At 63.1% G+C, this 24,220-nt stretch carries 24 protein-coding genes; 11 read left to right on the plus strand and 13 right to left on the minus strand.

What is annotated here, in order from left to right:
- Positions 1–148 precede the first annotated feature (148 nt).
- The 4 genes from NKH01_RS29250 (at position 149) to NKH01_RS29265 (ending at position 4,196) form a co-directional block, all read left to right on the plus strand.
- Positions 149–733 carry a TRAP transporter small permease subunit gene (locus NKH01_RS29250; RefSeq protein WP_023718051.1) on the plus strand — a complete coding sequence of 195 codons (585 nt, stop codon included), beginning with the start codon at positions 149–151 and terminating at the stop codon, positions 731–733.
- Positions 733–2,505, plus strand: a complete 1,773-nt coding sequence (locus NKH01_RS29255) for a TRAP transporter large permease (protein ID WP_031193698.1) — start codon at positions 733–735, stop codon at positions 2,503–2,505. Before NKH01_RS29250 ends, NKH01_RS29255 begins: the two co-directional genes overlap by 1 nt.
- 16 nt (positions 2,506–2,521) lie before the next feature.
- A complete protein-coding gene (locus NKH01_RS29260) occupies positions 2,522–3,547 on the plus strand; it encodes a zinc-dependent alcohol dehydrogenase family protein (RefSeq protein WP_023718053.1) in 1,026 nt (341 codons plus the stop codon).
- 274 nt (positions 3,548–3,821) lie between these two features.
- On the plus strand, positions 3,822–4,196 hold the full coding sequence (locus NKH01_RS29265; protein WP_353023678.1) for a VOC family protein: 375 nt from the start codon (positions 3,822–3,824) through the stop codon (positions 4,194–4,196).
- Between the two features lie 150 nt (positions 4,197–4,346).
- Here NKH01_RS29265 and NKH01_RS29270 read toward each other — a convergent pair whose 3' ends face one another.
- Positions 4,347–5,456, minus strand: coding sequence for a TRAP transporter substrate-binding protein (locus tag NKH01_RS29270; RefSeq protein ID WP_353023680.1), 1,110 nt, complete (start codon positions 5,454–5,456; stop codon positions 4,347–4,349).
- A gap of 285 nt (positions 5,457–5,741) precedes the next feature.
- Here NKH01_RS29270 and NKH01_RS29275 point away from each other — a divergent pair, with 285 nt between their 5' ends.
- Complete coding sequence (locus NKH01_RS29275; RefSeq protein WP_352484379.1) at positions 5,742–6,515, plus strand: gamma-glutamyl-gamma-aminobutyrate hydrolase family protein; 774 nt, start codon at positions 5,742–5,744, stop codon at positions 6,513–6,515.
- Between the two features lie 6 nt (positions 6,516–6,521).
- Here NKH01_RS29275 and NKH01_RS29280 read toward each other — a convergent pair whose 3' ends face one another.
- From NKH01_RS29280 to NKH01_RS29300, 5 genes are all read right to left on the minus strand, one after another.
- Entirely contained in the window at positions 6,522–6,917 is a 396-nt protein-coding gene (locus NKH01_RS29280; RefSeq protein WP_352484378.1) for a hypothetical protein, read from the minus strand.
- 154 nt (positions 6,918–7,071) lie between these two features.
- Positions 7,072–8,052: a 2-hydroxyacid dehydrogenase gene (locus NKH01_RS29285; RefSeq protein WP_353023682.1), complete on the minus strand. Its 981-nt coding sequence runs from the start codon at positions 8,050–8,052 to the stop codon at positions 7,072–7,074.
- A complete protein-coding gene (locus NKH01_RS29290) occupies positions 8,049–9,071 on the minus strand; it encodes a LacI family DNA-binding transcriptional regulator (protein ID WP_023676245.1) in 1,023 nt (340 codons plus the stop codon). Before NKH01_RS29290 ends, NKH01_RS29285 begins: the two co-directional genes overlap by 4 nt.
- 68 nt (positions 9,072–9,139) lie before the next feature.
- The gene (locus tag NKH01_RS29295) at positions 9,140–10,024 is read right to left on the minus strand and encodes a DMT family transporter (protein ID WP_352484377.1); all 885 of its coding nucleotides are present in this window, start codon (positions 10,022–10,024) and stop codon (positions 9,140–9,142) included.
- 185 nt (positions 10,025–10,209) lie between these two features.
- Positions 10,210–10,617 carry a DUF2000 family protein gene (locus NKH01_RS29300; protein ID WP_023718059.1) on the minus strand — a complete coding sequence of 136 codons (408 nt, stop codon included), beginning with the start codon at positions 10,615–10,617 and terminating at the stop codon, positions 10,210–10,212.
- Between the two features lie 51 nt (positions 10,618–10,668).
- On the opposite strand from NKH01_RS29300, the gene NKH01_RS29305 reads away from it, so the two are divergent.
- Positions 10,669–11,541 carry an AraC family transcriptional regulator gene (locus NKH01_RS29305; protein ID WP_023718060.1) on the plus strand — a complete coding sequence of 291 codons (873 nt, stop codon included), beginning with the start codon at positions 10,669–10,671 and terminating at the stop codon, positions 11,539–11,541.
- A gap of 1 nt (position 11,542) precedes the next feature.
- Here the strand turns inward: NKH01_RS29305 and NKH01_RS29310 are convergent, their stop codons facing one another.
- Entirely contained in the window at positions 11,543–12,025 is a 483-nt protein-coding gene (locus tag NKH01_RS29310; RefSeq protein WP_023718061.1) for a MarR family winged helix-turn-helix transcriptional regulator, read from the minus strand.
- Positions 12,026–12,228: 203 nt separating this feature from the next.
- Positions 12,229–12,951: an intradiol ring-cleavage dioxygenase gene (locus tag NKH01_RS29315; RefSeq protein ID WP_352591807.1), complete on the minus strand. Its 723-nt coding sequence runs from the start codon at positions 12,949–12,951 to the stop codon at positions 12,229–12,231.
- A gap of 186 nt (positions 12,952–13,137) precedes the next feature.
- Here NKH01_RS29315 and NKH01_RS29320 point away from each other — a divergent pair, with 186 nt between their 5' ends.
- Together NKH01_RS29320 and NKH01_RS29325 are read left to right on the plus strand one after the other, a co-directional pair.
- Positions 13,138–14,199 (plus strand): CobW family GTP-binding protein, encoded by a 1,062-nt coding sequence (locus tag NKH01_RS29320; protein WP_352591810.1) that lies wholly within the window; start codon positions 13,138–13,140, stop codon positions 14,197–14,199.
- A gap of 152 nt (positions 14,200–14,351) precedes the next feature.
- Positions 14,352–15,326, plus strand: a complete 975-nt coding sequence (locus NKH01_RS29325) for a WD40 repeat domain-containing protein (protein WP_353023686.1) — start codon at positions 14,352–14,354, stop codon at positions 15,324–15,326.
- A 4-nt stretch (positions 15,327–15,330) separates the two neighbouring features.
- Here the strand turns inward: NKH01_RS29325 and NKH01_RS29330 are convergent, their stop codons facing one another.
- Entirely contained in the window at positions 15,331–15,852 is a 522-nt protein-coding gene (locus NKH01_RS29330) for a hypothetical protein (protein ID WP_353023688.1), read from the minus strand.
- Positions 15,853–15,943: 91 nt separating this feature from the next.
- Here NKH01_RS29330 and NKH01_RS29335 point away from each other — a divergent pair, with 91 nt between their 5' ends.
- The 3 genes from NKH01_RS29335 to NKH01_RS29345 all read left to right on the plus strand — a co-directional run bounded on the left by NKH01_RS29335 (position 15,944) and on the right by NKH01_RS29345 (position 19,571).
- A complete protein-coding gene (locus NKH01_RS29335; protein ID WP_353023690.1) occupies positions 15,944–17,326 on the plus strand; it encodes an aspartate aminotransferase family protein in 1,383 nt (460 codons plus the stop codon).
- A 14-nt stretch (positions 17,327–17,340) separates the two neighbouring features.
- Complete coding sequence (locus tag NKH01_RS29340; RefSeq protein WP_352547943.1) at positions 17,341–18,762, plus strand: glutamine synthetase family protein; 1,422 nt, start codon at positions 17,341–17,343, stop codon at positions 18,760–18,762.
- An 86-nt stretch (positions 18,763–18,848) separates the two neighbouring features.
- Positions 18,849–19,571 (plus strand): UdgX family uracil-DNA binding protein, encoded by a 723-nt coding sequence (locus NKH01_RS29345; protein ID WP_353023721.1) that lies wholly within the window; start codon positions 18,849–18,851, stop codon positions 19,569–19,571.
- Between the two features lies 1 nt (position 19,572).
- Here the strand turns inward: NKH01_RS29345 and NKH01_RS29350 are convergent, their stop codons facing one another.
- From NKH01_RS29350 to NKH01_RS29365, 4 genes are all read right to left on the minus strand, one after another.
- The gene (locus NKH01_RS29350) at positions 19,573–20,838 is read right to left on the minus strand and encodes a glycerate kinase type-2 family protein (RefSeq protein ID WP_352591821.1); all 1,266 of its coding nucleotides are present in this window, start codon (positions 20,836–20,838) and stop codon (positions 19,573–19,575) included.
- A 175-nt stretch (positions 20,839–21,013) separates the two neighbouring features.
- Complete coding sequence (locus NKH01_RS29355; protein ID WP_352484371.1) at positions 21,014–21,520, minus strand: heme-degrading domain-containing protein; 507 nt, start codon at positions 21,518–21,520, stop codon at positions 21,014–21,016.
- Between the two features lie 75 nt (positions 21,521–21,595).
- A complete protein-coding gene (gene guaD / locus NKH01_RS29360; RefSeq protein WP_353023693.1) occupies positions 21,596–22,909 on the minus strand; it encodes a guanine deaminase in 1,314 nt (437 codons plus the stop codon).
- A complete protein-coding gene (locus NKH01_RS29365; RefSeq protein WP_023718072.1) occupies positions 22,906–24,123 on the minus strand; it encodes a urate hydroxylase PuuD in 1,218 nt (405 codons plus the stop codon). Before NKH01_RS29365 ends, guaD begins: the two co-directional genes overlap by 4 nt.
- Between the last annotated feature and the right edge of the window lie 97 nt (positions 24,124–24,220).

The raw sequence follows: 24,220 nt of genomic DNA on the forward strand, positions 1-24,220 counted from the left end.
GCGGCAGCTTTTTTGCCGGTCGTCACCTCACAACTGTGTTTATGCGGGCAGGCCCGTGTTGACCCGCCGAACCACGCACTGCATACCGTTGGTCCACAGCGGCGCAACGGACAGGGAACCGCCGCGCTCTGACACAAGGGAGGAATGCATGGCAGGGCTTCTCGCTCTTTCCAGAACCATTGACCGTTTGAACGAATTCATCGGCAAATGGGTATCGTGGCTGATCCTGCTCGCAATTCTGGTAAGCGCCGCTAACGCCGTCATCCGCAAGCTGTTCGACATGTCCTCGAACGCCTGGCTGGAATTGCAGTGGTATCTGTTCGGCGCCGCCTTCATGCTGGCCGCCGCCTACACGCTGAAGCAGAACGACCATATCCGCATCGATATCGTCTACGGCATGTTCTCGCGCCGCGTGCAGCACTGGATCGACCTTTTCGGTCACGTCTTCTTCCTGATGCCGTTCGTGACATTGATGGTGGTCTATTTCGTTCCCTATGTGTCGCTGTCGTATCGCAGCGGCGAGATGTCGAACAATTCCGGCGGGCTGATCATCTGGCCGGCGAAGGCGATCCTGCTGGTCGGCTTTTTCCTGCTTGCGCTGCAGGGCATTTCCGAAATCATCAAGAAAATCGCCATCATGCGCGGTCATATGGACGATCCCACTCCATTCATATCGGTGCATGAACAGGCCGAGCTAGAAGCCAAGGCGCTCGTCGAAGAGGTGCGCTCGTGATCGAGTTCATCGCCCAGAACATGGCGCCGATCATGTTCGCCTCGCTGATCTTCTTCCTGCTGATCGGCTACCCCGTCGCCTTCTCGCTTGCCGCCAACGGCCTGATGTTCTTCTTCATCGGCGTGCTGCTGTCGCCATATTCGGGCGGCTCGATCAACCTCGCCTGGCCGTTGCTGCACGCGTTGCCGGACAATTTCTACGGCAGCCGGGTGATGTCGAACGACACGCTGCTGGCGATCCCGTTCTTCACCTTCATGGGCATCGTGCTCGAACGATCCGGCATGGCCGAAGACCTGCTCGACACGATCGGCCAGTTGTTCGGACCGGTTCGTGGTGGCCTGGCCTATGCCGTGATTTTCGTCGGCGCGCTGCTGGCCGCGACGACCGGCGTGGTGGCGGCTTCCGTCATTGCCATGGGGCTGATTTCGCTGCCGATCATGCTGCGCTACGGCTACGACCGGCGGCTGGCATCCGGCGTCATCGCAGCATCGGGCACGCTCGCCCAGATCATCCCGCCGTCACTGGTGCTGATCGTGCTGGCCGACCAGCTCGGCCGCTCGGTCGGCGATATGTACAAGGGGGCGCTGATCCCCGGGCTCATTTTGACCGGCATCTACATGCTCTACATCCTGCTCATGTCGATCGTCCGGCCGAAGTCGATGCCGGCACTGCCGCTGGAGGCCCGCACGCTCGGCCACGGTGTGCTGTCGCTGCTGGCGGCGCTCCTGGCGGCGGTGGTGGTTTCCTATGCCGCGTATCGCTACCTCGCGCCAAACCATGGCGGCAATGCCGATATCCTCGGCGCCACCATCGGCGTGATCTTCATCTATGTCGTGGCGATCATCGACCAGCGCCTGAAGATCAACCTGATGTCGAGGTTGGCACAGCAGGTGATCATCGTGCTGATCCCGCCGCTGGCGCTGATCTTCCTGGTGCTGGGTACCATTTTCCTCGGCATCGCCACGCCGACGGAAGGCGGCGCCATGGGCGCCGTCGGCGCGCTGGCGATGGCGGCGATGAAAGGGCGGCTGTCGCTCGACGTGGTCAAGCAGGCGCTGGCCTCAACGACGCGGCTGTCGTCCTTCGTGCTGTTCATCCTGATCGGCGCGCGGGTGTTCTCGCTGACCTTCTACGGCGTCAATGGCCACATCTGGGTCGAGCACCTGTTGACGTCGCTGCCGGGCGGTGAAGTCGGTTTCCTGATTGGCGTCAACATCCTCGTCTTCGTGCTCGCCTTCTTCCTCGATTTCTTCGAGCTCGCCTTCATCATCGTGCCGCTTTTGGCGCCGGCGGCCGACAAGCTCGGCATCGACCTGATCTGGTTCGGCGTGCTGCTCGGGGTTAACATGCAGACCAGCTTCATGCATCCACCGTTCGGCTTCGCGCTGTTTTATCTGCGCTCGGTCGCCGCACGCGTGCCCTATCTCGACCGGCTCACCGGCAAACAGATTGCGCCCGTCACCACCGGGCAGATCTATTGGGGCGCAGTGCCGTTCGTCTGTATCCAGGTGATCATGATCGGCCTGACCATCGCCTTCCCGCAGATGGTGATGCACTACAAAGGCGCCGTCGTCGATCCAGCGACGATCGACATCAAGGTGCCGGAGATGCCCAGCCTGTCGCCGCTCGGCACGCCGCCGGCCGGTGGCAGCACGGCACCCGCTGCGCCCGGCGCGCAGGACCTGTCGCAGCCGCCAAGCTTCGACGAAAAGCCGCCCGCGAAACCGGCGGCACCGGCAACCGATCTGTCGCAACCACCGAGTTTCAATTGACGAAGGCCCGGCAGCCATGAAGGCGGTGCGACTGGAGCGAGTGGGCGGCCTCGCCGTGTGCGAGGTCGAGAAACCGACTGCCGGACCGGACGAGCTGCTGGTGCGGATCGAGGCGTGCGGCGTCTGCGGCACCGACCGGCATCTTTTCCATGGCGAATTCCCGTGCACGCCGCCGGTGACTCTCGGCCATGAATTCTCCGGCATCGTCGAGGCGATCGGACCTGCCGTATCCGGCTTTGCCGTCGGCGACCGCGTCACCGGCGATCCCAACATCGCCTGCGGCCGGTGCGCGCATTGCCAGGCCGGCCGGGTCAACCTCTGCGGCAATCTGCGTGCCATCGGCATCCATCGCGATGGCGGCTTTGCCGAATATCTTGCCCTGCCGCAGAAACAGGCTTTCGTCCTGCCAGGCGATCTGACGCCGACGCATGGTGCGTTCTGCGAGCCGCTCGGCTGCTGCCTGCATGGCGTGGACCTTGCCGCGATCAGACCAGGTTCGTCGGTTGCCGTGCTCGGCGGCGGCGTGATCGGCCTGCTCACCGTTCAACTGGCAAAGCTCGCCGGTGCGACGACCATCATCCTGTCGACGCGCCAGGCCTCGCGGCGCGCCCTTGCCGAGGAACTTGGCGCAACGGCGACGGTCGATCCCAGCGCTTCCGACATCACCGACGCGATCGTCGGCCGGTCGGGTTTGATGCCGGGCGGCGTCGACGTGGTGTTCGAATGCGCCGGCGTGAAAGACACCGTCGAGCAGGCGATGCGGCTGGCCAAGGCGGGCGGCACAATTGTCGTCGTCGGCGTCATGCCGCAAGGCATGAAAGCGGCGTTCGAACCGTTCGACCTGCTGTTCCGCGAGTTGAAGGTCCTGGGCTCCTTCCTCAATCCCTTTACCCATCGCCGGGCCGCCGATCTCATCGCCTCGGGTGCGATCGAGGTAGACCGGCTGATATCGCGACAAGTCGACCTCGACGAGGCGGTGGCGATCATTGCCAACCCGTCGGCACCAGGTGAGGTCAAGGTCCTGGTAGTGCCTCAGGGCTGATCGATCGGGCCAGTTGCCACCGGCGGGGCGACCGGTTACAGAAACTACGCCGAAAAAGACATTGCCGGTTCGGTAGTCCGGCTCTTCCCGTCCTGAGCACGATGCTCGGGGAAGCCTGTTCGCCACATTACTTGTGGGAGAACCCGCGGCCGGCAAGCGAGGCGAAACTCGCGAGCCGGTCGGGTCACGTCCGGATTTTCGGATGTAGCGGTCCCGCCGGTTTGCGCTCTCGGTCGAAGCCTGTCCGCATTCAACCCGTGGCAGGAGACGCATCATGAAACTGAACCACATAAATCTCGTCACCACCGAAGTTGCCGGCCTTGCCCGCTTCTTCACCAGCCATTTCGGCTTTGAATTTGTCGCCGTGCGCGGCAAGGACGCCTCCGCGGTTCTGCGTGGCATCGATGGCTTCATCCTCAATCTGATGAAGCCGGGGAAAGGCGAGCCCGCCAGCTATCCGGACGGCTTTCACGTTGGCTTCTTCGTCGGCAAGCCGGAGTTTGTGCATGCAAAGCGAGCCGGGCTTGCCGATGCCGGCCTGCAACCGGGCGAGGTCCAGCAGCTAATGCGCGGCCGCATCCAGTCGACGACGTTCTATTGCCATGCGCCGGGTGGAGTACTGGTCGAAGTCAGTGCGTCCGAAGGCTGACAGGGAAGGACCGCGGGGCGTGGCTCGCGGTCCTTTGACGAGATCCATCAAACGCCTGGAGCGGAATGCATTCAAACCAAACGGGACATCCGCTTTGTTTTAGCCCTTTTCTGCGACGCCGAGTGGAGCCACTCGGCGTCGCAGAATATTCTAGAGCTTGCCGTTGCGCTGCTGGACCATCATGAAGGTGTCGTAATTGTACTCGGCCACCTGCGCCCAGAGATAATGCTCCTTGCGGAACGCCTTGATCGAGTCCCAGATCTTCTTGAACGGCGCGTTCGAGGCTTCCATCTCGGCATAGACTTCGTTGGCCTTTTCGAAACAGGCGGCCATGATCTCCTGGCTGAACGGGCTCAACTTGGCGCCGCCGGCAACCAGCCGCTTCACCGCCGCCGGGTTGAGGTAGTCGTATTTCTGCAGCATGTTGGCGTCGGCCGCTTGGGCGGCAGTGTGCACCAGCGACTTGTAAGCCGGCGAAAGTTCGTCGTATTTCGCCTTGTTGAACATCAGATGGACGGTCGGTCCACCTTCCCACCAGCCGGGATAGTAGTAATAGGGCGCAACCTTGTAGAAGCCGAGCTTCTCGTCGTCGTAGGGGCCAACCCATTCGGCGGCGTCGATCGTGCCTTTTTCCAGCGCCGGATAAATGTCGCCACCGGCGATCTGCTGCGGAACTACGCCGAGCCTTTGCACCACTTTGCCGGCAAAACCACCGATACGCATCTTGAGGCCGGAAAGGTCGGCGACCGTTTTGATCTCCTTGCGGAACCAGCCGCCCATCTGCACGCCGGTATTGCCGCCCGGCAGCCCGAACAGACCCTGCGTCGCCAGGAACTCGTTGAACAGATCGATGCCGCCGCCATGATAGTGCCAGGCGTTTATGCCGCGCGCGTTGAGCGAAAACGGAACCGCCGCCCCCAGCGCCCAAGTCGGGTCCTTGCCCCAGTAATAGTATGCCACCGTATGGCAGGCCTCGACGGTGCCGGCAGTGGTGGCGTCGGCGGCCTGCAGGCCGGGAACGAGTTCGCCGGCGGCGAAGACCTGGACCTGGAAGTTGCCGTCGGTCGCCTCCGACAGCATCTTGGAAAACACTTCGGCGCCACCATAGATCGTATCGAGCGACTTCGGGAAGGACGACGCCAGCCGCCAGGTCACTTTCGGGTTGGACTGGGCGATGGCCGGCGCAGCAAGTGTCGCGGCAGCGGCCACGGCGCCGAAACCGGTGGTGCCGGCCTTGCGGATGAACGAACGACGATCCATGAAGTTCCTCCCTTTTGGATCAACTGACCGACATTCGGGACGCTTCGGGGCCCGGATCGGCTTCGAGCCCGACAATACACAGGCAAGGAGTCGAGTCCAGCGTGGCAGCCCGGTTTGAGTGGCGCATTTCGGGGAAATTCACGGCGTTCGGGCAGATCTTGCAACTATAGTCTAAGGTCGATTAACTGGCCTACGCGACGCGCCGAAACTTGCCATGGAAATGCGCCTTCGGATCGCCTATTTTGCAGGCAGATAATTCGTTGCACCCGATGGGATCCGGACCAAATGCACCAGCCGCTCGTCGCCATATCGACCGACGTCCGCCAGTTCGACAATTACATCTGGCATGCCGCGCCACAGCAATATCTTGAAGCGGCGCTTTCGGGTGCAGGCGTGTTCCCGCTGCTGGTACCGTCCTTCGGCGACCGGCTCGACTTCGATGAACTGCTTTCCGCCGTCGACGGCGTCATGGTCACCGGTTCGAAGTCCAACGTTCATCCCTCGCTCTATGGCGGTGACGCCAGCGAAGCCAATGGTCCTTACGACTCCGCCCGCGACGCGACGACGTTGCCACTGATCCGCCGGGCGGTGGAGCGCGGGGTACCGCTGCTCGCCATCTGCCGCGGAATCCAGGAGATGAATGTGGCACTGGGCGGCACGCTGGCGACCGAAATCCAGGAACGCGTCGGTTCGCTCGACCATCGTGCGCCGGCAAGCGACAATCAGGACGAACGCTTCGCCATCCGCCAGAGCGTGTCGATAAAACCCGGCAGCTGCCTGGCCGGGGTCTTCGGCGCCGGCGACATCCTGGTCAATTCGGTGCATCGCCAGGCCATCGATCGGCTTGGCCCGAAGCTGCAGGTCGAAGCGGTCGCCGCCGACGGCACTGTCGAGGCGGTTTCGGTCAAGGACGCCCGCGCCTTCGCTGTTGGCGTGCAGTGGCATCCAGAGTACTGGGTCGAATCTGACAACATCTCGGCAAAGATTTTCCGCGCCTTCGGCGACGCTGTACGTCTGCATCAGGCGGCGAAATCGGGCGCGCGCGCAGCGGCAGAATAGCGCTCGTCAGTTGCCGGCCGACGCCAGCGATAGCAGCGGCAGCGCCGGCGCGTAGGATTCGTAACCGTCGCCATCGGCGACTGAGAACATGACGATTGGATCGGTGCCGTTGGCGCTGAATGTGACCGTACCGTCATTCTGCTCTCGCCAGAACTTCGCCTGCTCGACACCGGGCAACACCCGGCGGCAATTCGCGGCGACCGTCAACAGCGACAAGCCTTGCGAAATCTCGGCGCCACGGCTGACCGCACAAGACGCCTCGTCACCATGGGCTACCAGCCGGTAGTTGCCGGATGAAGGTGGTGACTCACTGGCTGCACGGCTTTCACCGCTACCGGCATAAAACAGCTGGACGCTGCCGAACAGCACAGCAACCGCCATCAATGCAGGAAGCGTTTTCATCCTGTTTCTCCGCGCATTTCAAGCGCGCCGCGTTCGAAGAGATCAGGAGGCGCGCTTCATCTTGCTGTCATGTGCTGTCAGGCGGACAGACACTAGGAAGGGACCAGAATGATTCCGAAGGGTTAAGCTGAAGTTAATAGATATGGCAGCCCGCTTACGGCCTTGCCTTGACATTTGCCGTCTCCGGCACCGGCGTCAGTGCCTTGCGCTGCGAAAACCACGAGACCAGATTGTCGACGCATAGGTCCGCCATGGCGCGGCGGGTGTGCTGCGAGGCGGAGCCGACATGTGGCAAAAGCGAGGTGTTGGGCGCGGCAAGCAACGCCGCTGGCACATTCGGCTCGTCGGCAAAGACGTCTAGCCCGGCAGCGGCGATGCTGCCGCTGGCAAGTGCGGCGGCAAGGGCTGGCTCATCGACCGTGCTGCCCCGGCCGATATTGACGAAGACGCCGTTCGGCCCAAGAGCCGAGAGGATTTCGGCATTGACTGCCCTTTCCGTCGCGGCCCCGCCGGGCGCCACCGAGATCAGTGTGTCGACCGCCTCGGCGAGACCTTTCAGCGTCGGGTGATAGTCATAGGACAGGCCTTCGACGCGGCGCCGGTTGTGGTAGGCGATGGGCAGCCCGAAAGCGTCGAGCCGGCGGGCAATGGCGAGGCCGATGCGGCCCATGCCAAAGATACCGACATGGCGCCCGCGCAGGGTCAGCCGGCTCAGCGGATAGTTGCCTTTGCGCAGCCAACTTCCGTCGCGCAGCCAGGCCTCGGCGCGCGGCAGTTCGCGGATGGTGTTGATCAGCAAGCCGAGCGCCGTATCGGCGACCTCTTCGGTCAGCACATCCGGGGTGTTGGTGACCATGATGCCGCGCTGTACGGCGTGGCGGACATCGACAGAATCATAGCCGACGCCGAAATTGGCGATGATCTCGAGCTTTGGCAGCGCGTCCATCAACGCGGCGCTTATGCCGCCGAAGGCGGCTATGCCGCGCACCGTACGGCCCATGTCGTCGGTGACCAGCGACGGATCGGCGCCTTCGATCCGGACGCGGCTGAACGCCCCGTCGATGCGGCCGACCGCATGGTCGTTAAACTGGCCCGGCACCAGAATGGCGACAGCTTGCTGTTCGGTTTTTGTCATGCACGTTCCACCGGTTTGCCGGTCGACTGGCGCACATGCAGTTCCGGCTTGATCAGTTCCTGCGACGGCCGCACCGTCTGTCCGTTGAGTTTGTCGAGCAGCGCGCTGGCGGCGCGGCGGCCAACCTCGCGCTGGCCGTTCCAGACCGTGGTCAGTGCCGGCGTCGCGATCGCCGCTTCCTCGAGGTCGTCATAGCCGGTAACGGAGATGTCGATGCCCGGCACCAGCCCCGCGCGCGCAATGCCGTTCATCAGGCCGATGGCGACGAGGTCGTTCCAGCAGCAGGCCGCGGTAGGCCTGTCTTTCAGCGCCAAGAACTGCCCGGCAGCCTCGAAGCCGGCCTGCTTGGTGCGCGGGCCGGCGATACGCCATGACGGCCTGACCTCGAGCCCTGCCGCCTCCATGGCGTTGACATATCCCTGATAACGGTCGCGGCCGGTCGACGTCTGGTCGGTACCGCCGATCATGGCGATGCGCTTGTGGCCAAGCGAGATCAGATGATTGGTAGCAAGCCCGGTGCCATAGGCATCGTCGCCGCGAAACACCGGCACGTCGGCACCTTCGACGGTGCGTGCAATCAGCACTGCCGGGAGACCGTTCTCCTCGGCCATGATTATGTCTTCGGGCGGCGTGCCGATGGCCGGCGACATGATGACGCCGTCAGCGCCGAGCTGCAGAAGCGTGTCGATGAAGGTGCGCTGTTTCTCGAGTTGGTCGTAGTGGTTCGACAGGATGAAGGTCTGCCGGCTGCGGTCGAGTTCGCTCTCGATCGAACGCAGTATCTCGGCAAAGAACGGGTTCATGATGTCGTGGACGACGACGCCGACAATGCCCGAGCGTGAGGTGCGAAGGCTGGCGGCGCGGCGGTTGTAGATATAGCCGATGGCGCGTGCATGTTCCTTGATACGGTCGCGGGTGCCGCCGGCGACCAGCGGGCTGTCGCGCAAGGCCAGCGAGACCGTGGCCGTGGACACGCCGAGCGCATCCGCGATGGTCGAAAGCTTGATCTTCTGTGCCAGCGCCCTGCGCTCCCGAAGCAATTTAAACTGTTTAAAGGCCGGCTCTTATGCCATCGATCCCGAGCAAATCAAAGTTTTTTTGCCAGCGCTTCCGCCTCCGCGTCCAGCGTCGCGCGGTTGTGCAAGCGAAGCCGGTGCTCGCGGTGGACGATGTAGAGGCCGCTGGCGACGATGACGGTGGCACCGACCAGCGTCCAGCGGTCGGGAAACTGGTTGAAGACGATCAGGCCGGAGATAATCATCCAGATCATCTGCGAATAGGGATAGGGAGCCAGGGCCGTGGTGGTGGCAAGGCGATAGGCCTGCACAAGAAGCCAATGGCCGATGGCGCCGAAGACGCCAAGCATCAGCAATATGAACCAGTGCCAGCCATCCTGTGGCAGCGAAAGCGAAAACGGCAGTGTCGGCAGCAGCAGCACGGCCGGCGCCAGCGCCGAAAACAGGATGAGACTTTCCGAGGTTTCCGTCGCCGACATACGGCGCGTCATGATGACGTAGAAACTGTTCGATAGCATCGAGCCGAGCGCAAAGAGATGGCCGACGCCAAAAACCCCGATGCCCGGCCGGGTGATGATGAGGACGCCGACAAAGCCGCTCATGATCGCCAGCCAGCGCCGCCAGCCGGCCCATTCGCCGAGCAACGGACCGGCAAGCGCGGTGATCACCATCGGGCCGAAGAAGTAGATCGAGGTGGTTTCCGCCAGCTGCAGCGTCCGCAGCGCCAGAATGTTGAACATGGTCGATCCGAACAGGAGCAGACCGCGCGTGAGATGCGCCGGCAGGTTGGCGGGACGAAAACGCAACGGCTCACGCCATCCGCGCAGAAAGACGCCGACAAGCAGGACATGGACCGCGAAGCGGGTCCAGGCGACGATCAGCGCCGAGACGCCAGCCAGCACAAGGTACTTGCTGCTGGTGTCGAGGAAGGTGAAAAACACATAGACGGAAAGCATGCACAGGATCGCCGCCGGCGACGTCGCGCTTTCGTCTTGTCTTGGGGGAGCATTCAATTTCAGGCCGGACGGGAAGCAAGGCAGTCCCTCACCAATGCGGGAATTGTCGCCAGCGGGCAAGCCAAAAGAGGCTGGCACACCGACAGGCGACGACAGGCTCAGTTTTGTTCCTGGTGGCCGGAGAGTCAGGTGTGCATGCGGGCACCCTTGGTGATCTTGTCGACGAGCTTCTTTTCGGCGCGAAGCGCGATGCCGACCACCTTGGCATCCTCCGGCGCAAATTCGGCAAAGACGGCACGGTTGGCCAGATCGTACCCAGTCGAAAACATTTCCTCGACATAGAGCGAAACCGTCACACCACGCTCCAGCGCCCGCCGCTGGATCGTTCCGAGCGCCTGGCCGTCTGCCGAAAGCACGATGACCGGCTGGATCGATAGCGGGTTGTAGATATTGCCGGCGCGGTCACGGTAGGGCTCGCCGATGAGGTCGGGAAACTGCGCGACGATGCCGCTGGTCAGAAAGGCGGTGACGTTGAGCTTCTGCCAGACGGGAAGATCGTCCCTGAGCACGATTGCAAATTTCGTATCGAACATGCGACAGTTTCCAATCCGAAAGGGGGCCAATCCGAGGCTGCGAGTGAAGCGATGCCGCACGGTCTAGACGGGGAAGCCTTTCAGGGTCTTGGACGTTTGTGCGTGGATGCAGCCGAGAACTGCATCGTATCGGCACCCGGTACTGCCGGCATGGAACGCATCGAGGCCCGGTTCCACGGCAACGCCTTCGATCTCCATCGCCACGACACCTATGCAATCGGGGTGACGCTTTATGGCATACAGAGCTTCCGCTATCGCGGCGCGACGCATCAGAGCCTGCCTGGCCAGATCATTATCCTTCATCCCGACGAAATGCACGATGGCGGCGCCGGCACCGAAGACGGCTTGCGATACAGAATGCTGTATTTGGAGCCATCCCTGATGCTCGATTGCCTCGGCGGCGGGTCACTGCCGTTTGTCGGGGATGCCGTGATGACAGACCGCGATTTCCGCGCGACGCTGCTTTCGGCGCTCGGGCCGCTGGATCAGGAACTGGACGAGCTGTTTGTGGTCGATTTCATGACGCAGCTGATGCAAAGCCTGGCCCGGCACGCCGGTCAGCCGGCGAAACCGATAGCGAAAACTGCGTGGCGTGCCGCCAGTCTGGCGCGCGACTATCTGGAGGAAAATGTCGCGCGGATTGTACGTTCGGATGAATTGGAGGCGATCACCGGATTGGACCGTTATGCCCTGTCGCGGCATTTCCGCGCCACCTTCTCCACCAGCCCGCACCGGTTCCTGTTGATGCGCCGGCTTCAACGAGCCCGTCGGATGATCGAATGCGACGAGCCGCTGGCGCAAATCGCCATCGCAGCCGGCTTCAGTGACCAAAGCCATTTCAATCGGCATTTCAAGAAGGCGTTCGGCGTCACACCCGGACGCTGGTCGGCACTGACGCGGCGGCCGTCAGCGGCGAACGCGTGACCTATTCAAGGATCTTGTCCTCGATATCCAGTTCGTCATCGGGGAGCACCATTTCGCCGTTCGAAAGATTCGCTTCGACACGGGCAAGCAGCTTGAACAGCGATTTCTGATCCTTCTTGTCGAGACCCTTCAATGCCTGCTTTTCGGTCTTCTTCACCGATTTCTCGATGGCGTGGATAATTTCGCGGCCGGTGTCGGTGAGGAAAATATGCGCCTGGCGGGCATCGGCGGAGGAGGCCCGCTTTTCCAGAAAACCCTGCGCCTGCAGCCGGTTGATGGTCTTGGTGATGGTCGGCGGACGCACGCCGAGGCGGCCGGCAAGATTGCCGGGCGTCTGCCCGTCCTCGCGGTCGAGCGCCAGCATGATCTGGTCCTGACCGGCATAGAAGCCATGCGCCAGAAGCCGGGCGGCGAGCGCCGTGCGCGCCAGCCGCGCCGCCGAATGCAGCCGGCTCATTGTTGCAGTCTTGTCCGCCTTGGCCATGCTCATCCCTCCTCGGCCGAACCGGTGCGGACAGCATAGAAGCAGGCCGCCGATTGGCAATGACGATCGAAAACATTCCGGCTCGGAAAATAGCTTTGCCGGCAAGCATCGCGGTGTTCGCCGTGGCTAATGCCAGATGTTTATTTCAGTTAGATGACAAACGACTTTCCGCGACGGCTGGATGGCGACGTGACGAGGCGCCCTCAACCGGCCTTCACCGCGACCACCATCAAGGCCTGATAGGCGTCCGCCATTTCCCGCAGCGCTGCCTGTGACAGCGGCCCGGCCTGGCGGGCAATGCCGTCCCGCGTGTTCGATGTATCGCGTTTGCCGGGGCGATCGTTATAGGGCGCGACGGTGGCGAATATCTGCTCGCTCAAGCTGTCGGGGAAGAACATCTGGCCGGTCATCGCCGAGCGGTCGTCGGGGAAGATCTTGAAATGGATGTGGGTGGTGCGGCCGCGATACCAGCCGGGATAGATGGTGGCGAAAGAAGCGATGCCGCTTTCATCGGCTCTCTGCCAGCCGCGCAGAAAGCTCTGGCCGGACGTGTCGATATCCTGCCCGTCGCCCTGTCCGGGATAGCCGGAATAGGCGCCCTGGGCGTCGCAATGCCAGATATCGACGCGTGCGCCGGGAAGCGGCCGGCAGGCGGCGTCGACGATTTGCAGCCGCACATTGAGGGCGACGCCCTTCTTGCCCTCGGTGATATCGGCGCGTTCGAGCTTCGGGTCGAAATAGAACGGTCCTTCTGTGACCTCGGGCGTGATGGCGCAGACGCCGGCACCGGCTTTGAACAAAGCAAGCCCGGCATAGGGCGAGACCTGCCCGGCCCTTACGCCGGCGGGCAGGAATATGCCGCCCGTGGTGACCGCTACAAGACCGAGAGCCTGCCGCCGGCTTAGTGGCAAGGACTTGTCGGACATCTGGCGCCTCCTCAGTGCGAACAACCCCTCGCCCTATCTAGGCCCCACCGCCAGCCCGCGCCAATGAACGTTCGGCAATGTGAGGAAAGTTCGGCAATACCGGCCTCTTTGGCCCATCGGTTTGCCTCGTGCAAAAGCGGAGCACACATCCTATATGGAGCCGACAATCCCTATTCGAGGCACAATATGAGCGACGCACAGACGCAGATCCCCGTTACCGTCCTTACCGGCTATCTCGGCGCCGGCAAGACGACACTGCTCAACCGCATCCTTTCGGAAAACCATGGCAAGCGCTACGCCGTCATCGTCAATGAGTTCGGCGAGATCGGCATCGACAACGAGTTGATCGTGGAATCCGACGAGGAAATCTACGAGATGAACAATGGCTGCATCTGCTGCACCGTGCGCGGCGACCTGATCCGCGTCGTCGAAGGCCTGATGCGCAGGCCCGGCCGCTTCGACGCCATCGTCGTCGAGACCACAGGCCTCGCCGATCCCGTGCCGGTAGCGCAAACCTTCTTCATGGACGACGATGTGCGTTCCAAGACCAGGCTCGATGCGGTGGTGGCGCTGGTCGACGCCAAGCACCTGCCGCTGCGCCTCAAGGATTCCCGCGAGGCCGAGGACCAGATCGCCTTTGCCGATGTCGTCGTGCTCAACAAGACCGACCTGGTCACCCCCGAAGAGCTGAGCAAGGTGGAGGCGACGATCCGCGCCATCAACCCGGCGGCACGCATCCATCGCACCACACGCGCCGGCGTGGCGCTGTCCGAGGTGCTCGATCGCGGTGCGTTCGACCTGTCCCGGGCGCTGGAGAACGATCCGCACTTCCTCGAGGCGCATGACGATCATGACCATCATGATCATGATCACCATGATCACGAGGGCCACGATCATCACGATCATGACGGGCATGACCATCATCACGCGCACCCTTCCGACATCCATGATGTGACGGTGCAGTCGGTGTCGCTGCGCGGCGGCGAGATGGACCCGAAAAAGTTCTTCCCGTGGATCGAGAAGGTCACCCAAATGGAAGGCCCGAACATCCTGCGGCTGAAAGGTATCATCGCGCTGAAAGGCGATGACGAGCGCTATGTCATCCAGGGCGTGCACATGATCATCGAAGGCGACCACCAACGCGCCTGGAAGGACGGCGAGAAGCACGAGAGCCGGCTGGTGTTCATCGGCCGCGAACTCGACGCCGAGCGGCTGAAGACAAGCTTCCAGGCCTGCCAGGCCGCTTGATTTAGCTGCCCTTTCCCCCTTCTCCCCTTGTGGAGAAGGGGCGCCCGCAACGCTGGCGCTCTCTCCTCACGACGATCCGAAGCACGGGTTGAGACCCGCAGCTCAACCCCTTAAGGGTGGGGCAGCAGAAATCTCGAACGGAATGGTCTCTCATGCCGACAGTCGCCCCGCTCGATCTCGAAGGCCACTGCCTCGCCGCCGTGTTCCTTGGCGACGTGCCGCATTTCGCGCTGGCCGACGGCACAATCCATCGGCTCGACCATGGCCACAAGACGGTGCAGGCCAATGACGGGCTGCTCGCCGCCCTTCACGATGCCGCAAACGACCGGCTGATCACCGGCGGTGAGGACGGCAAGATCTTTGCCGTGACCGCAGGCGGCAATACTGCGGAATTGGCGACCGCAGGAAAAAAATGGATCACCAGCGTCGCCGCCGGGCCGCAAGGCGCTGTTGCCTATGCTTCGGGCAAGATTGCCTATGTGCGTTTTGCCGACGGCAAGACCAGGGAATTCTCGCATCCGCGCTCGGTCGAGGGGCTGGCCTTCTCGCCCAAGGGCATGCGCTTCGGCGTTGCCCGCTACAATGGCGCGACGCTCCATTTCCCGGCCGCCGACGGCAAGCCGGTCGAGCTCGAATGGGCCGGCGCCCACACCGGCATCACGTTTTCGCCGGACGGCGGCTTCGTCGTCACCACAATGCAGGAAAACGCGCTGCATGGCTGGAAACTCGCCGACGGCAAGCACATGCGGATGTCCGGCTATCCCGGCAAGGTCAAAAGCCTGTCGTGGAGCGCCAAGGGCAAATGGCTGGCGAGTTCCGGCGCGCCGGCGGCGATCGTCTGGCCGTTTTCGGGCAAGGATGGGCCGATGGGCAAGGCGCCGCTGGAACTCGGCACGCGCGGCAATGCGATGGTCACCTCCGTCGCCTGCCATCCGAGCCAAGATGTAGTGGCCGTAGGGTATGATGACGGCATGGTGATGGCGGTGCGCTTCGCCGACGCCAGGGAAGTGCTGTTGCGCCGACCAGGCAAGGGCGCCATCACATCGATGATGTGGGACAAGGAAGAGCGCCGTGTCGCGTTCGGCAGCGCCGCCGGCGATTGCGGCGTCATCGACATTTCCGCCTAGCCCGTTAGTCGGCTCCGCAAGATACTTTGCCGGTCAATTCAGCCGGCTTGCCGTCCTTTTCGGCATCGGCCGTTACATCATAGATTGAGAGCAAATAGCGGCCGTCAAAGACGCCTTCGTCGCTGGCCTTGGTCAGGATCGCCAGTTCGACATAGCCGTAGGCGTTTTCGACCTGCCGTTCGCGATAGACGAGCAGCCGCAATTCCTTGTTGTCGAGCCAATATTGCGTGAGGTTCTGATCCTCGAACACAGTCTTGCGCAGACTGTCGCCGGCTGGCCTGCCCAGAATTTCGAGCTCGCCGCGAAAATTGAAGGTCGGCCCACCCATGCCTCTGGTGACCCCGGCATCGACCTCAAATTTGACGGCTGCATCCTCGGCGGAACACCAGATGCCGCCGGATGCCAAAGCCGCACCAACCGACGACAGCAGCGTTGCCGCGCAGATGATCGCCCGCACCATCGTGTCCCCTCCAACCGAAGTGCCATTGGCGCCCGAAGGCGGCTCGCGGTCAAGCGCCTGTTCCATTCAAATGACCGCTGACCCAACACAGGGCAGCCGCCCGGCCAATTGCGGTGGCGGATGCCGATTGTCTAAAGTGCGGCGGAGAGGGCCCGCCATGAACGTCATCAACCATTCAAAGACTTCCATCGGCGGCATCGGCCCGGCCCGGATTGCCGAGTTGCGCGAGACCGAGGCAGAAGCCTTCCGCCAGGCGCGGCCGAAATCGATGGCGAAAATCGGCAATGGCCTGCCCGGCTTCTTCGGCGGCGTGCCGATGCACTGGATGAACGACTGGCCGACGCCGTTCCCGATCCTCGTTGATAAGGCCAAAGGCACCACCATCAGAGATATCGACGGCAACCGGCTCGACGATTTCTGCCTCGGCGACACCGGCTCGATGTTCGGTCATTCGCCGCCGCCGGTCGCCCGCGCCATCCGCCGGCAGGCCGGACGCGGTCTGACCTACATGCTGCCTGCCGAGGACGCGCTCGCCATCGGCCCGCTGCTGCAACAGCGCTTCGGTCTGCCGTTGTGGCAGATCGCGACGACGGCAACCGACGCCAACCGCTTCGCGCTGCGGGTTGCCCGTGCCGTTACCGGCCGGGAGAAGATCCTGGTCTTCAACGGCTGCTATCATGGCTCGGTCGACGAGACGATGGTCCGGCTGGTCGACGGCAAAGCGGTGAACCGACCGGGACTGGCCGGCGAATTCCGCGACCTGACGCGGGCAACTGATATCGTCGAGTTCAACGATCTGCCGGCGCTTGAGGCCGCACTTCAGGGCAACGATGTCGCCTGCGTCATCGCCGAGCCGGTGCTGACCAATTCCTGCATGGTGCTGCCCGAAGCCGGCTTTCATGACGGCTTGCGGCGTCTCACCCGTGCGACCGGCACGCTGCTTCTAATCGACGAGACGCATACGATCTCGACCGGTCCCGGCGGCTATACAAGCAAATACGGGCTGGAGCCGGACCTGTTCGTGCTCGGCAAGCCGATTGCCGGCGGCATACCGGCGAGTGTGTGGGGCATGAGCGAAGGCGTTGCGGCGCGCTATGCCGCTTATATCAGCCGGAAAGAGCCCGGCTATTCCGGCATGGGGACAACGCTGTCGGCCAATCCGCTGCAATTCGCGGCGATGCGTGCCACGCTCGAAGACGTCATGACCGACGAGAACTACAGCCATATGGACCATCTGGCGCGGCGGCTCGACGCCGGGCTGACTGCCGTTATCGATCGCTATCGCCTGCCCTGGCATGTTGCTCGGGTCGGCGCCCGCGTCGAGTTCATCTGCGCGCCAGGCCCGCTGAGGAATGGCGGCGAAGCCGAGAGGGCGCATGCGCCGGAGCTCGAAGCGGCGATGCATGTCGCGCTGGTCAATCGCGGCGTGCTGATCGCACCGTTCCACAATATGATGCTGATCTCGCCGGCAACTCGCGCCGCCCAGGTGAACCGGCTGATCACCGCCTTCGGCGCGGTTGCGGCAAAGCTTACGGCATGAGACAAGCTGGCAGCATGAAACAAGCGCCCAAGCAAAGTTTGAACCTGGTCACGGCATCCCCTTCGGGCTCGACGCCCGCCGAGGCGCAGGCCTTTCTCGACGCCCATCCGGAGATCGAAGCGTTCGACATCGTGCTGACCGACGCCAATGGCGTGGGGCGCGGCAAGATCGTGCGCCGACATGAGTTGATGAGCATCTTCGAGGGCGGCCGGCACATGCCGATCTCGATCCTCGGCCTCGACATCACCGGCGAGGATGTTCACGAGACCGGGCTGATCTGGACGACCGGCGACGGCGACCTGCGGGCGTGGCCGATCCCCGGCACGCTGGTGCCGCTGTTCGGCACCCAGCCGCCGCGCGGCCAGGTGTTGATGGCGATGTACCATCTCGATGGCCAGCCAATGTCGTCCGACCCGCGGCTGGCGCTCGCCCGCCAGGTAGATATCCTCGCGGCCAAGGGCCTGCATCCGGCCGGCGCCTTCGAGCTCGAGTTCTTCCTGCTCGCCAATGAGCGCGATGCCGAAGGCAAGGTGCAGCCGGCGCATGCGGTGCTCGACGGCCGCCGCTCGGCCAAGACAGAGGTCTATTCCGTCGACCATCTGCACGGCATGGAGCCGCTGTTTTCCGACATCTATGCCGCGGCCAAGGTGCAAGGCATCCCGGCCGAGACGGTCATCTCGGAATATGCGCCCGGCCAGTACGAACTGACGCTCAATTACCGCAAGGACGTGATGCGGGCGGCCGACGATCTCGTCATGCTCAAGCGGCTGGTGCGGGCGCAGGCACGCCGTCATGGTGTCACCGCTTGCTTCATGGCCAAGCCGATCGAGAAGTATGCCGGCTCTGGCATGCATTTTCATGTCTCGCTGCTGGATGATGCCGGCAAGAACGTCTTTGCCGAAGCCGGCGGCGAAAGCTGGTCGCTTCCGCTGCTGCGCGGTCTCGGCGGACTGATCCAGACGATGGCGGAATCGATGCTGGTGTTCGCGCCGCACGCCAATTCATGGCGGCGCTTCGTATCGCAATCCTATGCGCCGGTGGCGCCGACCTGGGGCGTCAACAACCGTTCGGTGGCGCTGCGTGTGCCAGCCGGCGATGCCAAGAACCGCCGCATCGAGCACCGGCCATCGGGCGTCGACGCCAACCCTTATCTAGTCGCGGCAACGGTGCTGGCCGGCATCACTAGGGGTCTCGACGAAGGTCTTGACCCCGGCCCTGAAACCACCGGCAATGGCTACGAATCCGCCGTCACGCGCACGACGATGCCGGTCGACTGGCGTGCCGCGATCGAGGCGGCAAGGGCGTCGACCTTCCTCAAGGGCGCATTGGGCGAAGACCTGCACCGGACATTCGTGGCGATCAAGCAGTCGGAATATCTGCGCGTGGCGCGTACGGTCAGCGAACTGGATTATCACCTCTATCTGCACGAGGTTTAGGGCTTCACATCGTCGGCCATCTACCGGTGAAGGCCCATGCGGAATAATTTCAGCGGAACCTTCGGCGGGCTTTGCTCATTGCGTGTCTGATTGCAGGAGCGAACAAGGCCGCCTTAGTCATGATCGCCAGGATGCAGACAACCCCGACGCCGCACCATGCCAAGGTGCAGTCGAGAGGCTTGCCTGCAAGCAAGTCCCCGGACACGACAGAAATCGACGCCAGGACGATTCCTGAACTGCGCGAAACGGCCAAGATCTGCCGCCGCTGTCCGCTATGGCGCGATGCCACGCAGACCGTGTTCGGTGAGGGTCCTGATAAAGCCAAGGTGATCTTCGTCGGCGAACAGCCGGGCGACCAGGAGGACCTGGCGGGCAAGCCTTTCGTCGGTCCGGCCGGCAAGGTGTTCGACGCGATCCTGGATGATGCCGGCGTCGATCGGCTGAAAGTCTACGTCACCAACGCGGTTAAGCATTTCAAGTTCGAGCCGCGCGGCAAGCGGCGCATCCACGCCAAGCCGAATGCCGGCGAGGTGCAGGCTTGCCGCTGGTGGCTGGACAAAGAGATCGATCTGATCAAGCCCAACCTGGCGGTGGCACTCGGCGCCACTGCAGCGCAGGCGCTGCTCGGCAAGGTGGTGCCGATCATGAAGATGCGCGGGGCGGTAGTGGAGCGCGACGATGGCTTGCGTGTCTTCGTCACCATCCACCCGTCCTTCATTCTGCGCATTCGCGAGCCGGCGGACAAGCGGGCCGAACGCGAGCGGTTCCTGCAGGATATGAGAGCGGTGAAAAGGCTGATGGCGGCCTGAGCTATTTGATCAATATCGCCCGGAGATCGTTGATGTTTGTGCCGGTCGGACCGGGTACGAAAAGGTCATCTACGGCATTGAATGCCGTCCAGGCGTTGTTGCCGGCAAGCATGGCCTTGGCATCGACGCCCGCCGCGCGCATCCGCGAAACTGTCGAGCCGTCGGCGAAGGCGCCGGCATTGTCTTCCGAACCGTCAATGCCGTCGGTGTCGGCGGCCAGTGCGTGCACGCCCGCCATGCCGGTGATGCCGATGGCGAAGGCGAGCAGGAATTCCGAGTTACGGCCGCCTTTGCCTTTCGCGCGCAGGGTCACCGTCGTCTCGCCGCCCGACAGGATCAGCACCGGCTTTGCAAATGGCCGGCTGCGCGTCGCCACCTCGCGCGCGATTGCGGCGTGGATGCCACCGACCTCGCGTGCCTCGCCCTCGATGGAATCGGAGAGAATGACGGCCTGAATACCTCGGCGCTTCGCTTCGGCCGCTGCTGCTTCCAGCGAGACGCCGGCCGAAGCGATCAGATGCACCTCGTTGCGGATAAAACGCGGATCGTCCGGACGTGGCGCATCGGCCGCCGGCGACTTGATATGCGCCATGACCGAAGCCGGCAGCTTCATGCCATAGGCAGCGATCGACGCCAGTGCGTCCTCACGGCTGCCTATGTCCGGCACGGTCGGACCAGAAGCGACCAGAGCCGGATTGTCGCCCGGAATGTCTGATACCACCAGCGAGACCACCTTGGCCGGATATGCGGCGGCCGCCAGCCTGCCGCCCTTGATGGTGGAAAGGTGCTTACGGATCGTGTTCATCGCGGCGATCGGCGCGCCGGAGGCGAGCAGCGCCTCGTTGACGGCGATCTCATCGGCCAGCGTCAGACCTTCGGCGGGTGACGGCAGCAGCGCCGAGCCACCGCCGGAAATGAGCGCTACGACCAGGTCGTCCGCAGTCAGTCCCTGGACTTTTTCGAGCAGCCGTCGCGAAGCTTCCAGCCCGGCGGCATCCGGCACCGGATGCGCCGCCTCGATGATCTCGATGCGCCGGCAGGCCGCGCCATAGCCGTAGCGGGTGACGACCAAACCTTCGATCGGCCGGTCCCACACTTTCTCGAAAGCCGCCGCTATCTGCGCCGAGCCTTTTCCTGCACCGATGACGATCGTGCGGCCCTTCGGCCTTGCCGGCAAATGATTCTTGATCGTCCTCTGGGGATCGGCGGCGGCAACGGCGGCGTTGAAGATGGATATAAGGAAGGATTTCGGGTCGAGAATGGTCATACTGAGCTGCCACCGACGTTCTGCGAACTTCTGCGGCGTTTGCGCTGCCCCTCACCCTTACCCTCTCCCCGTCTAGAGACGGGGAGAGGGGGTAGCCAGCGTTGGAGCGCTTCCCTTCTCCCAGTCGCTAGACGGGGAGAAGGTGCCGGCAGGCGGATGAGGGGCGGCGCCAACGTCACGATGTTGCTTCCGGCGGCAGGACCAACTCCTGGTTATCGACGCCCAAATAGGCACAGAGCGCATCGACGACCACACCATGGTCCTCACGCTCCGGCAGGCCCGAGACGGCGATCACGCCGATGACACCGGCGCCCTTGACAGTGATGGGAAAGCCGCCGCCGGCCAGCACGTAGTCGACAATGTCCAGCCCCTCGCCAGGCTTGAAGCTGCGGTCGGGGCGCTGCTGCTCCAGCACCATGCGGTAGGTGCTTTTCAGGAACCGCCGCACGACGTTGATCTTGCGCCGCGCCCAGTCCGGATTGGAAGCGTTCGAGCCGGGCATTGCCGCATAGAACAGCGGCCGATCGAAGGTTCTGATATCGATGATGATCGGCAGGTTCTCGGTCAAAGCCCGGTCGCGGATCGCCGAGCCGATCTCGAAAGCGACAGCCTCGTCGAAGGCGGAGAAAACAAGCGCGGCTTCCTGTTTCTTGATCAGAGCGATGTCGTCCGCAACGGCCATGTCGTTCCCCTGTCAATCTCGCCGCACGCTTTGGCCGATGGCTGCCGTTCGGTCAAGCCGGGACGCCGGGACCAGCTAGGTCGCCATGTCCGCCTTAGCTGCCCGACCGGCGACATAGACCTCGTGCACGGCGCGGTCGTCGCCGAGCGTCTGCAGCAGAAACAATTCCTCGGCGAGCGTGTCCGCCGTCTCCACCCGCAGCCGCATCGCCGGCGTGGCGCGGGCGTCGAGCACGACGATATCGGCGTCGCTGCCTTCCTCCAGAGTGCCGATCTTTTCCACAAGCGACAGCGCCTCAGCATTGCCGCGGGTCAGTTGCCAGAATGACTGAAACGGATTGAGCTTCTCGCCATTCAGCGCGATCACCTTGTAGCCCTCGTCCATGGTGCGCAGCATCGAATAGTTGGTGCCACCGCCGACATCGGTGGCGGCGGCGATGCGGAGCGGCTTCTCGCGGCGGCGATAGCGCTGATAATCGAACAGGCCCGAGCCGAGAAACAGGTTGGAGGTCGGGCAGAACACCGCCACCGAGCCGCTATCGGAAAGCGCATCCGCCTCGCGTTCCGACAGATGGATGCAATGGCCGAACAGGCTTCTGCGCCCGAGCAGCCCGTAATGCTCATAAACATCGGTATAGTCGCGCGCCTGCGGATGAAGCTGCTGCGTGAAGGCGATCTCGGCGTGGTTTTCCGACAGATGCGTCTGCATATGCAATTGCGGATATTCGCGGCAGAGCGCGCCCGCCGTTTCCAATTGCTCGGGTGACGAGGTGATGGCGAAGCGCGGGGTGATGGCATAGTGCTGGCGCCCCTTGCCGTGCCACTCCTCGATCAGCGCCTTGCTGTCGTCATAACCCGATTGCGGCGTGTCGAGCACGCCGTCCGGCGCGTTGCGGTCCATCATCACCTTGCCGGCGATGTTGAGCATGTTGCGGTCATGCGACTCGGCAAAGAACGCCTCGGCCGATTCCTTGTGTACCGAGCAATAGGCGGCGACAGTCGTCGTGCCATGACGCAATACTTCATCCAGGAACAGCCTGGCGATACGGCGGCCATGCTGAGCGTTCCCGAATTTTGTCTCTTCCGGAAAAGTGTAGGTGTTCAGCCAGTCGAGCAGCTCGGCGCCGAAGGAAGCGATGACCTGCATCTGCGGAAAATGCGCGTGCGCATCGATAAACCCGGGCAGCAGCAGATGCGCCCGATGGTCGACCTTTCTTGTTCCCTCGCCCGCCTTTTTCTCGACCTCGGCATAGGCGCCGGCGGCAATGATCCTACCATCGCGGAGCAGCAGGCCGCCATCTTGCTCGTAGCGCCAGGCGGAATGGTCGTCGACGGTTTCGGGCCAGCGCAAAAACGACAGCGTGCGGCCGCGCAGGAGCGTGCTGGTCATTTCCTTGCGCCTTCGAACCATGCCACCAGCAGCGCCCGTTCCTTGTCGGTGATCTGGGTGACGTTGGCGGGCGGCATGGCGTGGCTGCGGCCGGCCTGCAGGTAGATCTCGCCGGCGTGCTCGGCGATGCCGGCATCGGTGTCGAGCATCACGCCCTTCGGCGCGTGGTAGATGCCCTCGTAGGACGGCTCCGCGGCGTGGCACATCGAACAGCGGCCAAGCACCGTATCGCGCACGGCAGGGAAATGCGCCGAGGCAACGTAGACCTGGGCCGCCGCCGACGCCTTCGCCTCGCCGGTCAGCAACTTCGGCACCGTCGACAGCCAGATGATGACCAAGAACAGCACGGCCGCCGCCAGCCAGGTCCAGGTCGGATTGCCTTTGCGCGCATGCCTGGTGTTGAAATAGTGCCGGATCAGCACGCCGATGATGAACACCAGCGAGGCGATGACCCAGTTGAACTCTGTCCCGAACGCCAGCGGATAATGGTTCGACAGCATCAGGAACAAAACGGGCAGCGTCAGGTAGTTGTTGTGCAGCGAGCGCTGCTTGGCGATCTTGCCGTATTTCGGATCGGGCTTACGGCCGGCGATCAGGTCGGCGACGACGATCTTCTGGTTGGGGATGATGACCATGAAGACGTTGGCCGACATGATCGTCGCGGTGATGGCGCCAAGATGCAGGAAGGCGGCGCGGCCGGTGAACAGGTGGGTCAGTCCCCAGGCCATGAATACCAGCACCCCATACAGCACCAGCATCAGGCCGGTGTCGCTGTTGCCGAGCGGCGAACGGCACAGGAGATCGTAGACCACCCAGCCGACGCCGATCGTCGCCAGCGACAGCAAGATGCCTGTAGGCACCGACATGGCAAGCACATTCGGATCGATCAGGAACAGGTCCGCCCCGGCATAATAGACCACGCACAGCATCGCGAAGCCTGACAGCCAGGTGGCGTAGGATTCCCACTTGAACCAGGTCAGGTGCTCGGGCATTTCGGCCGGTGCCACCAGATATTTCTGCACGTGGTAGAAGCCGCCGCCATGCACCTGCCATTCCTCGCCGAAAGCGCCTGCAGGCATGCCCGGGCGTTGGCGCAGGCCGAGGTCGAGCGCGACGAAATAAAAGGACGAGCCGATCCAGGCGATGCCGGTGACGACGTGCAGCCAGCGCACGGCGAAACTCAGCCAATCCCAGAATATCGCGAAATCCATCATGAAAAATCGTCCCTGCCGATCGACTGACTTTACGGACTGGAGCGCAAACGGAAAGGGCTGAGGTGCACGATGACTTTCAAAAAAAATTGGAAAATAC

This window comes from Mesorhizobium sp. M1403, from assembly GCF_040317695.1.
Classification (GTDB): Bacteria; Pseudomonadota; Alphaproteobacteria; order Rhizobiales; family Rhizobiaceae; genus Mesorhizobium.

Excerpts from the sequence above, each read along its gene's own strand:
- NKH01_RS29250 (WP_023718051.1), top strand. The coding sequence starts at position 149 with ATGGCAGGGCTTCTCGCTCTTTCCAGAACCATTGACCGTTTGAACGAA.
- NKH01_RS29260 (WP_023718053.1), top strand. The coding sequence starts at position 2,522 with ATGAAGGCGGTGCGACTGGAGCGAGTGGGCGGCCTCGCCGTGTGCGAG.
- NKH01_RS29265 (WP_353023678.1), top strand. The coding sequence starts at position 3,822 with ATGAAACTGAACCACATAAATCTCGTCACCACCGAAGTTGCCGGCCTT.
- NKH01_RS29270 (WP_353023680.1), bottom strand. The coding sequence starts at position 5,456 with ATGGATCGTCGTTCGTTCATCCGCAAGGCCGGCACCACCGGTTTCGGC.
- NKH01_RS29275 (WP_352484379.1), top strand. The coding sequence starts at position 5,742 with ATGCACCAGCCGCTCGTCGCCATATCGACCGACGTCCGCCAGTTCGAC.
- NKH01_RS29280 (WP_352484378.1), bottom strand. The coding sequence starts at position 6,917 with ATGAAAACGCTTCCTGCATTGATGGCGGTTGCTGTGCTGTTCGGCAGC.
- NKH01_RS29285 (WP_353023682.1), bottom strand. The coding sequence starts at position 8,052 with ATGACAAAAACCGAACAGCAAGCTGTCGCCATTCTGGTGCCGGGCCAG.
- NKH01_RS29295 (WP_352484377.1), bottom strand. The coding sequence starts at position 10,024 with ATGCTTTCCGTCTATGTGTTTTTCACCTTCCTCGACACCAGCAGCAAG.
- NKH01_RS29300 (WP_023718059.1), bottom strand. The coding sequence starts at position 10,617 with ATGTTCGATACGAAATTTGCAATCGTGCTCAGGGACGATCTTCCCGTC.
- NKH01_RS29305 (WP_023718060.1), top strand. The coding sequence starts at position 10,669 with ATGCCGCACGGTCTAGACGGGGAAGCCTTTCAGGGTCTTGGACGTTTG.
- NKH01_RS29310 (WP_023718061.1), bottom strand. The coding sequence starts at position 12,025 with ATGGCCAAGGCGGACAAGACTGCAACAATGAGCCGGCTGCATTCGGCG.
- NKH01_RS29315 (WP_352591807.1), bottom strand. The coding sequence starts at position 12,951 with ATGTCCGACAAGTCCTTGCCACTAAGCCGGCGGCAGGCTCTCGGTCTT.
- NKH01_RS29320 (WP_352591810.1), top strand. The coding sequence starts at position 13,138 with ATGAGCGACGCACAGACGCAGATCCCCGTTACCGTCCTTACCGGCTAT.
- NKH01_RS29325 (WP_353023686.1), top strand. The coding sequence starts at position 14,352 with ATGCCGACAGTCGCCCCGCTCGATCTCGAAGGCCACTGCCTCGCCGCC.
- NKH01_RS29330 (WP_353023688.1), bottom strand. The coding sequence starts at position 15,852 with ATGGAACAGGCGCTTGACCGCGAGCCGCCTTCGGGCGCCAATGGCACT.
- NKH01_RS29335 (WP_353023690.1), top strand. The coding sequence starts at position 15,944 with ATGAACGTCATCAACCATTCAAAGACTTCCATCGGCGGCATCGGCCCG.
- NKH01_RS29340 (WP_352547943.1), top strand. The coding sequence starts at position 17,341 with ATGAAACAAGCGCCCAAGCAAAGTTTGAACCTGGTCACGGCATCCCCT.
- NKH01_RS29350 (WP_352591821.1), bottom strand. The coding sequence starts at position 20,838 with ATGACCATTCTCGACCCGAAATCCTTCCTTATATCCATCTTCAACGCC.
- NKH01_RS29355 (WP_352484371.1), bottom strand. The coding sequence starts at position 21,520 with ATGGCCGTTGCGGACGACATCGCTCTGATCAAGAAACAGGAAGCCGCG.
- guaD (WP_353023693.1), bottom strand. The coding sequence starts at position 22,909 with ATGACCAGCACGCTCCTGCGCGGCCGCACGCTGTCGTTTTTGCGCTGG.
- NKH01_RS29365 (WP_023718072.1), bottom strand. The coding sequence starts at position 24,123 with ATGATGGATTTCGCGATATTCTGGGATTGGCTGAGTTTCGCCGTGCGC.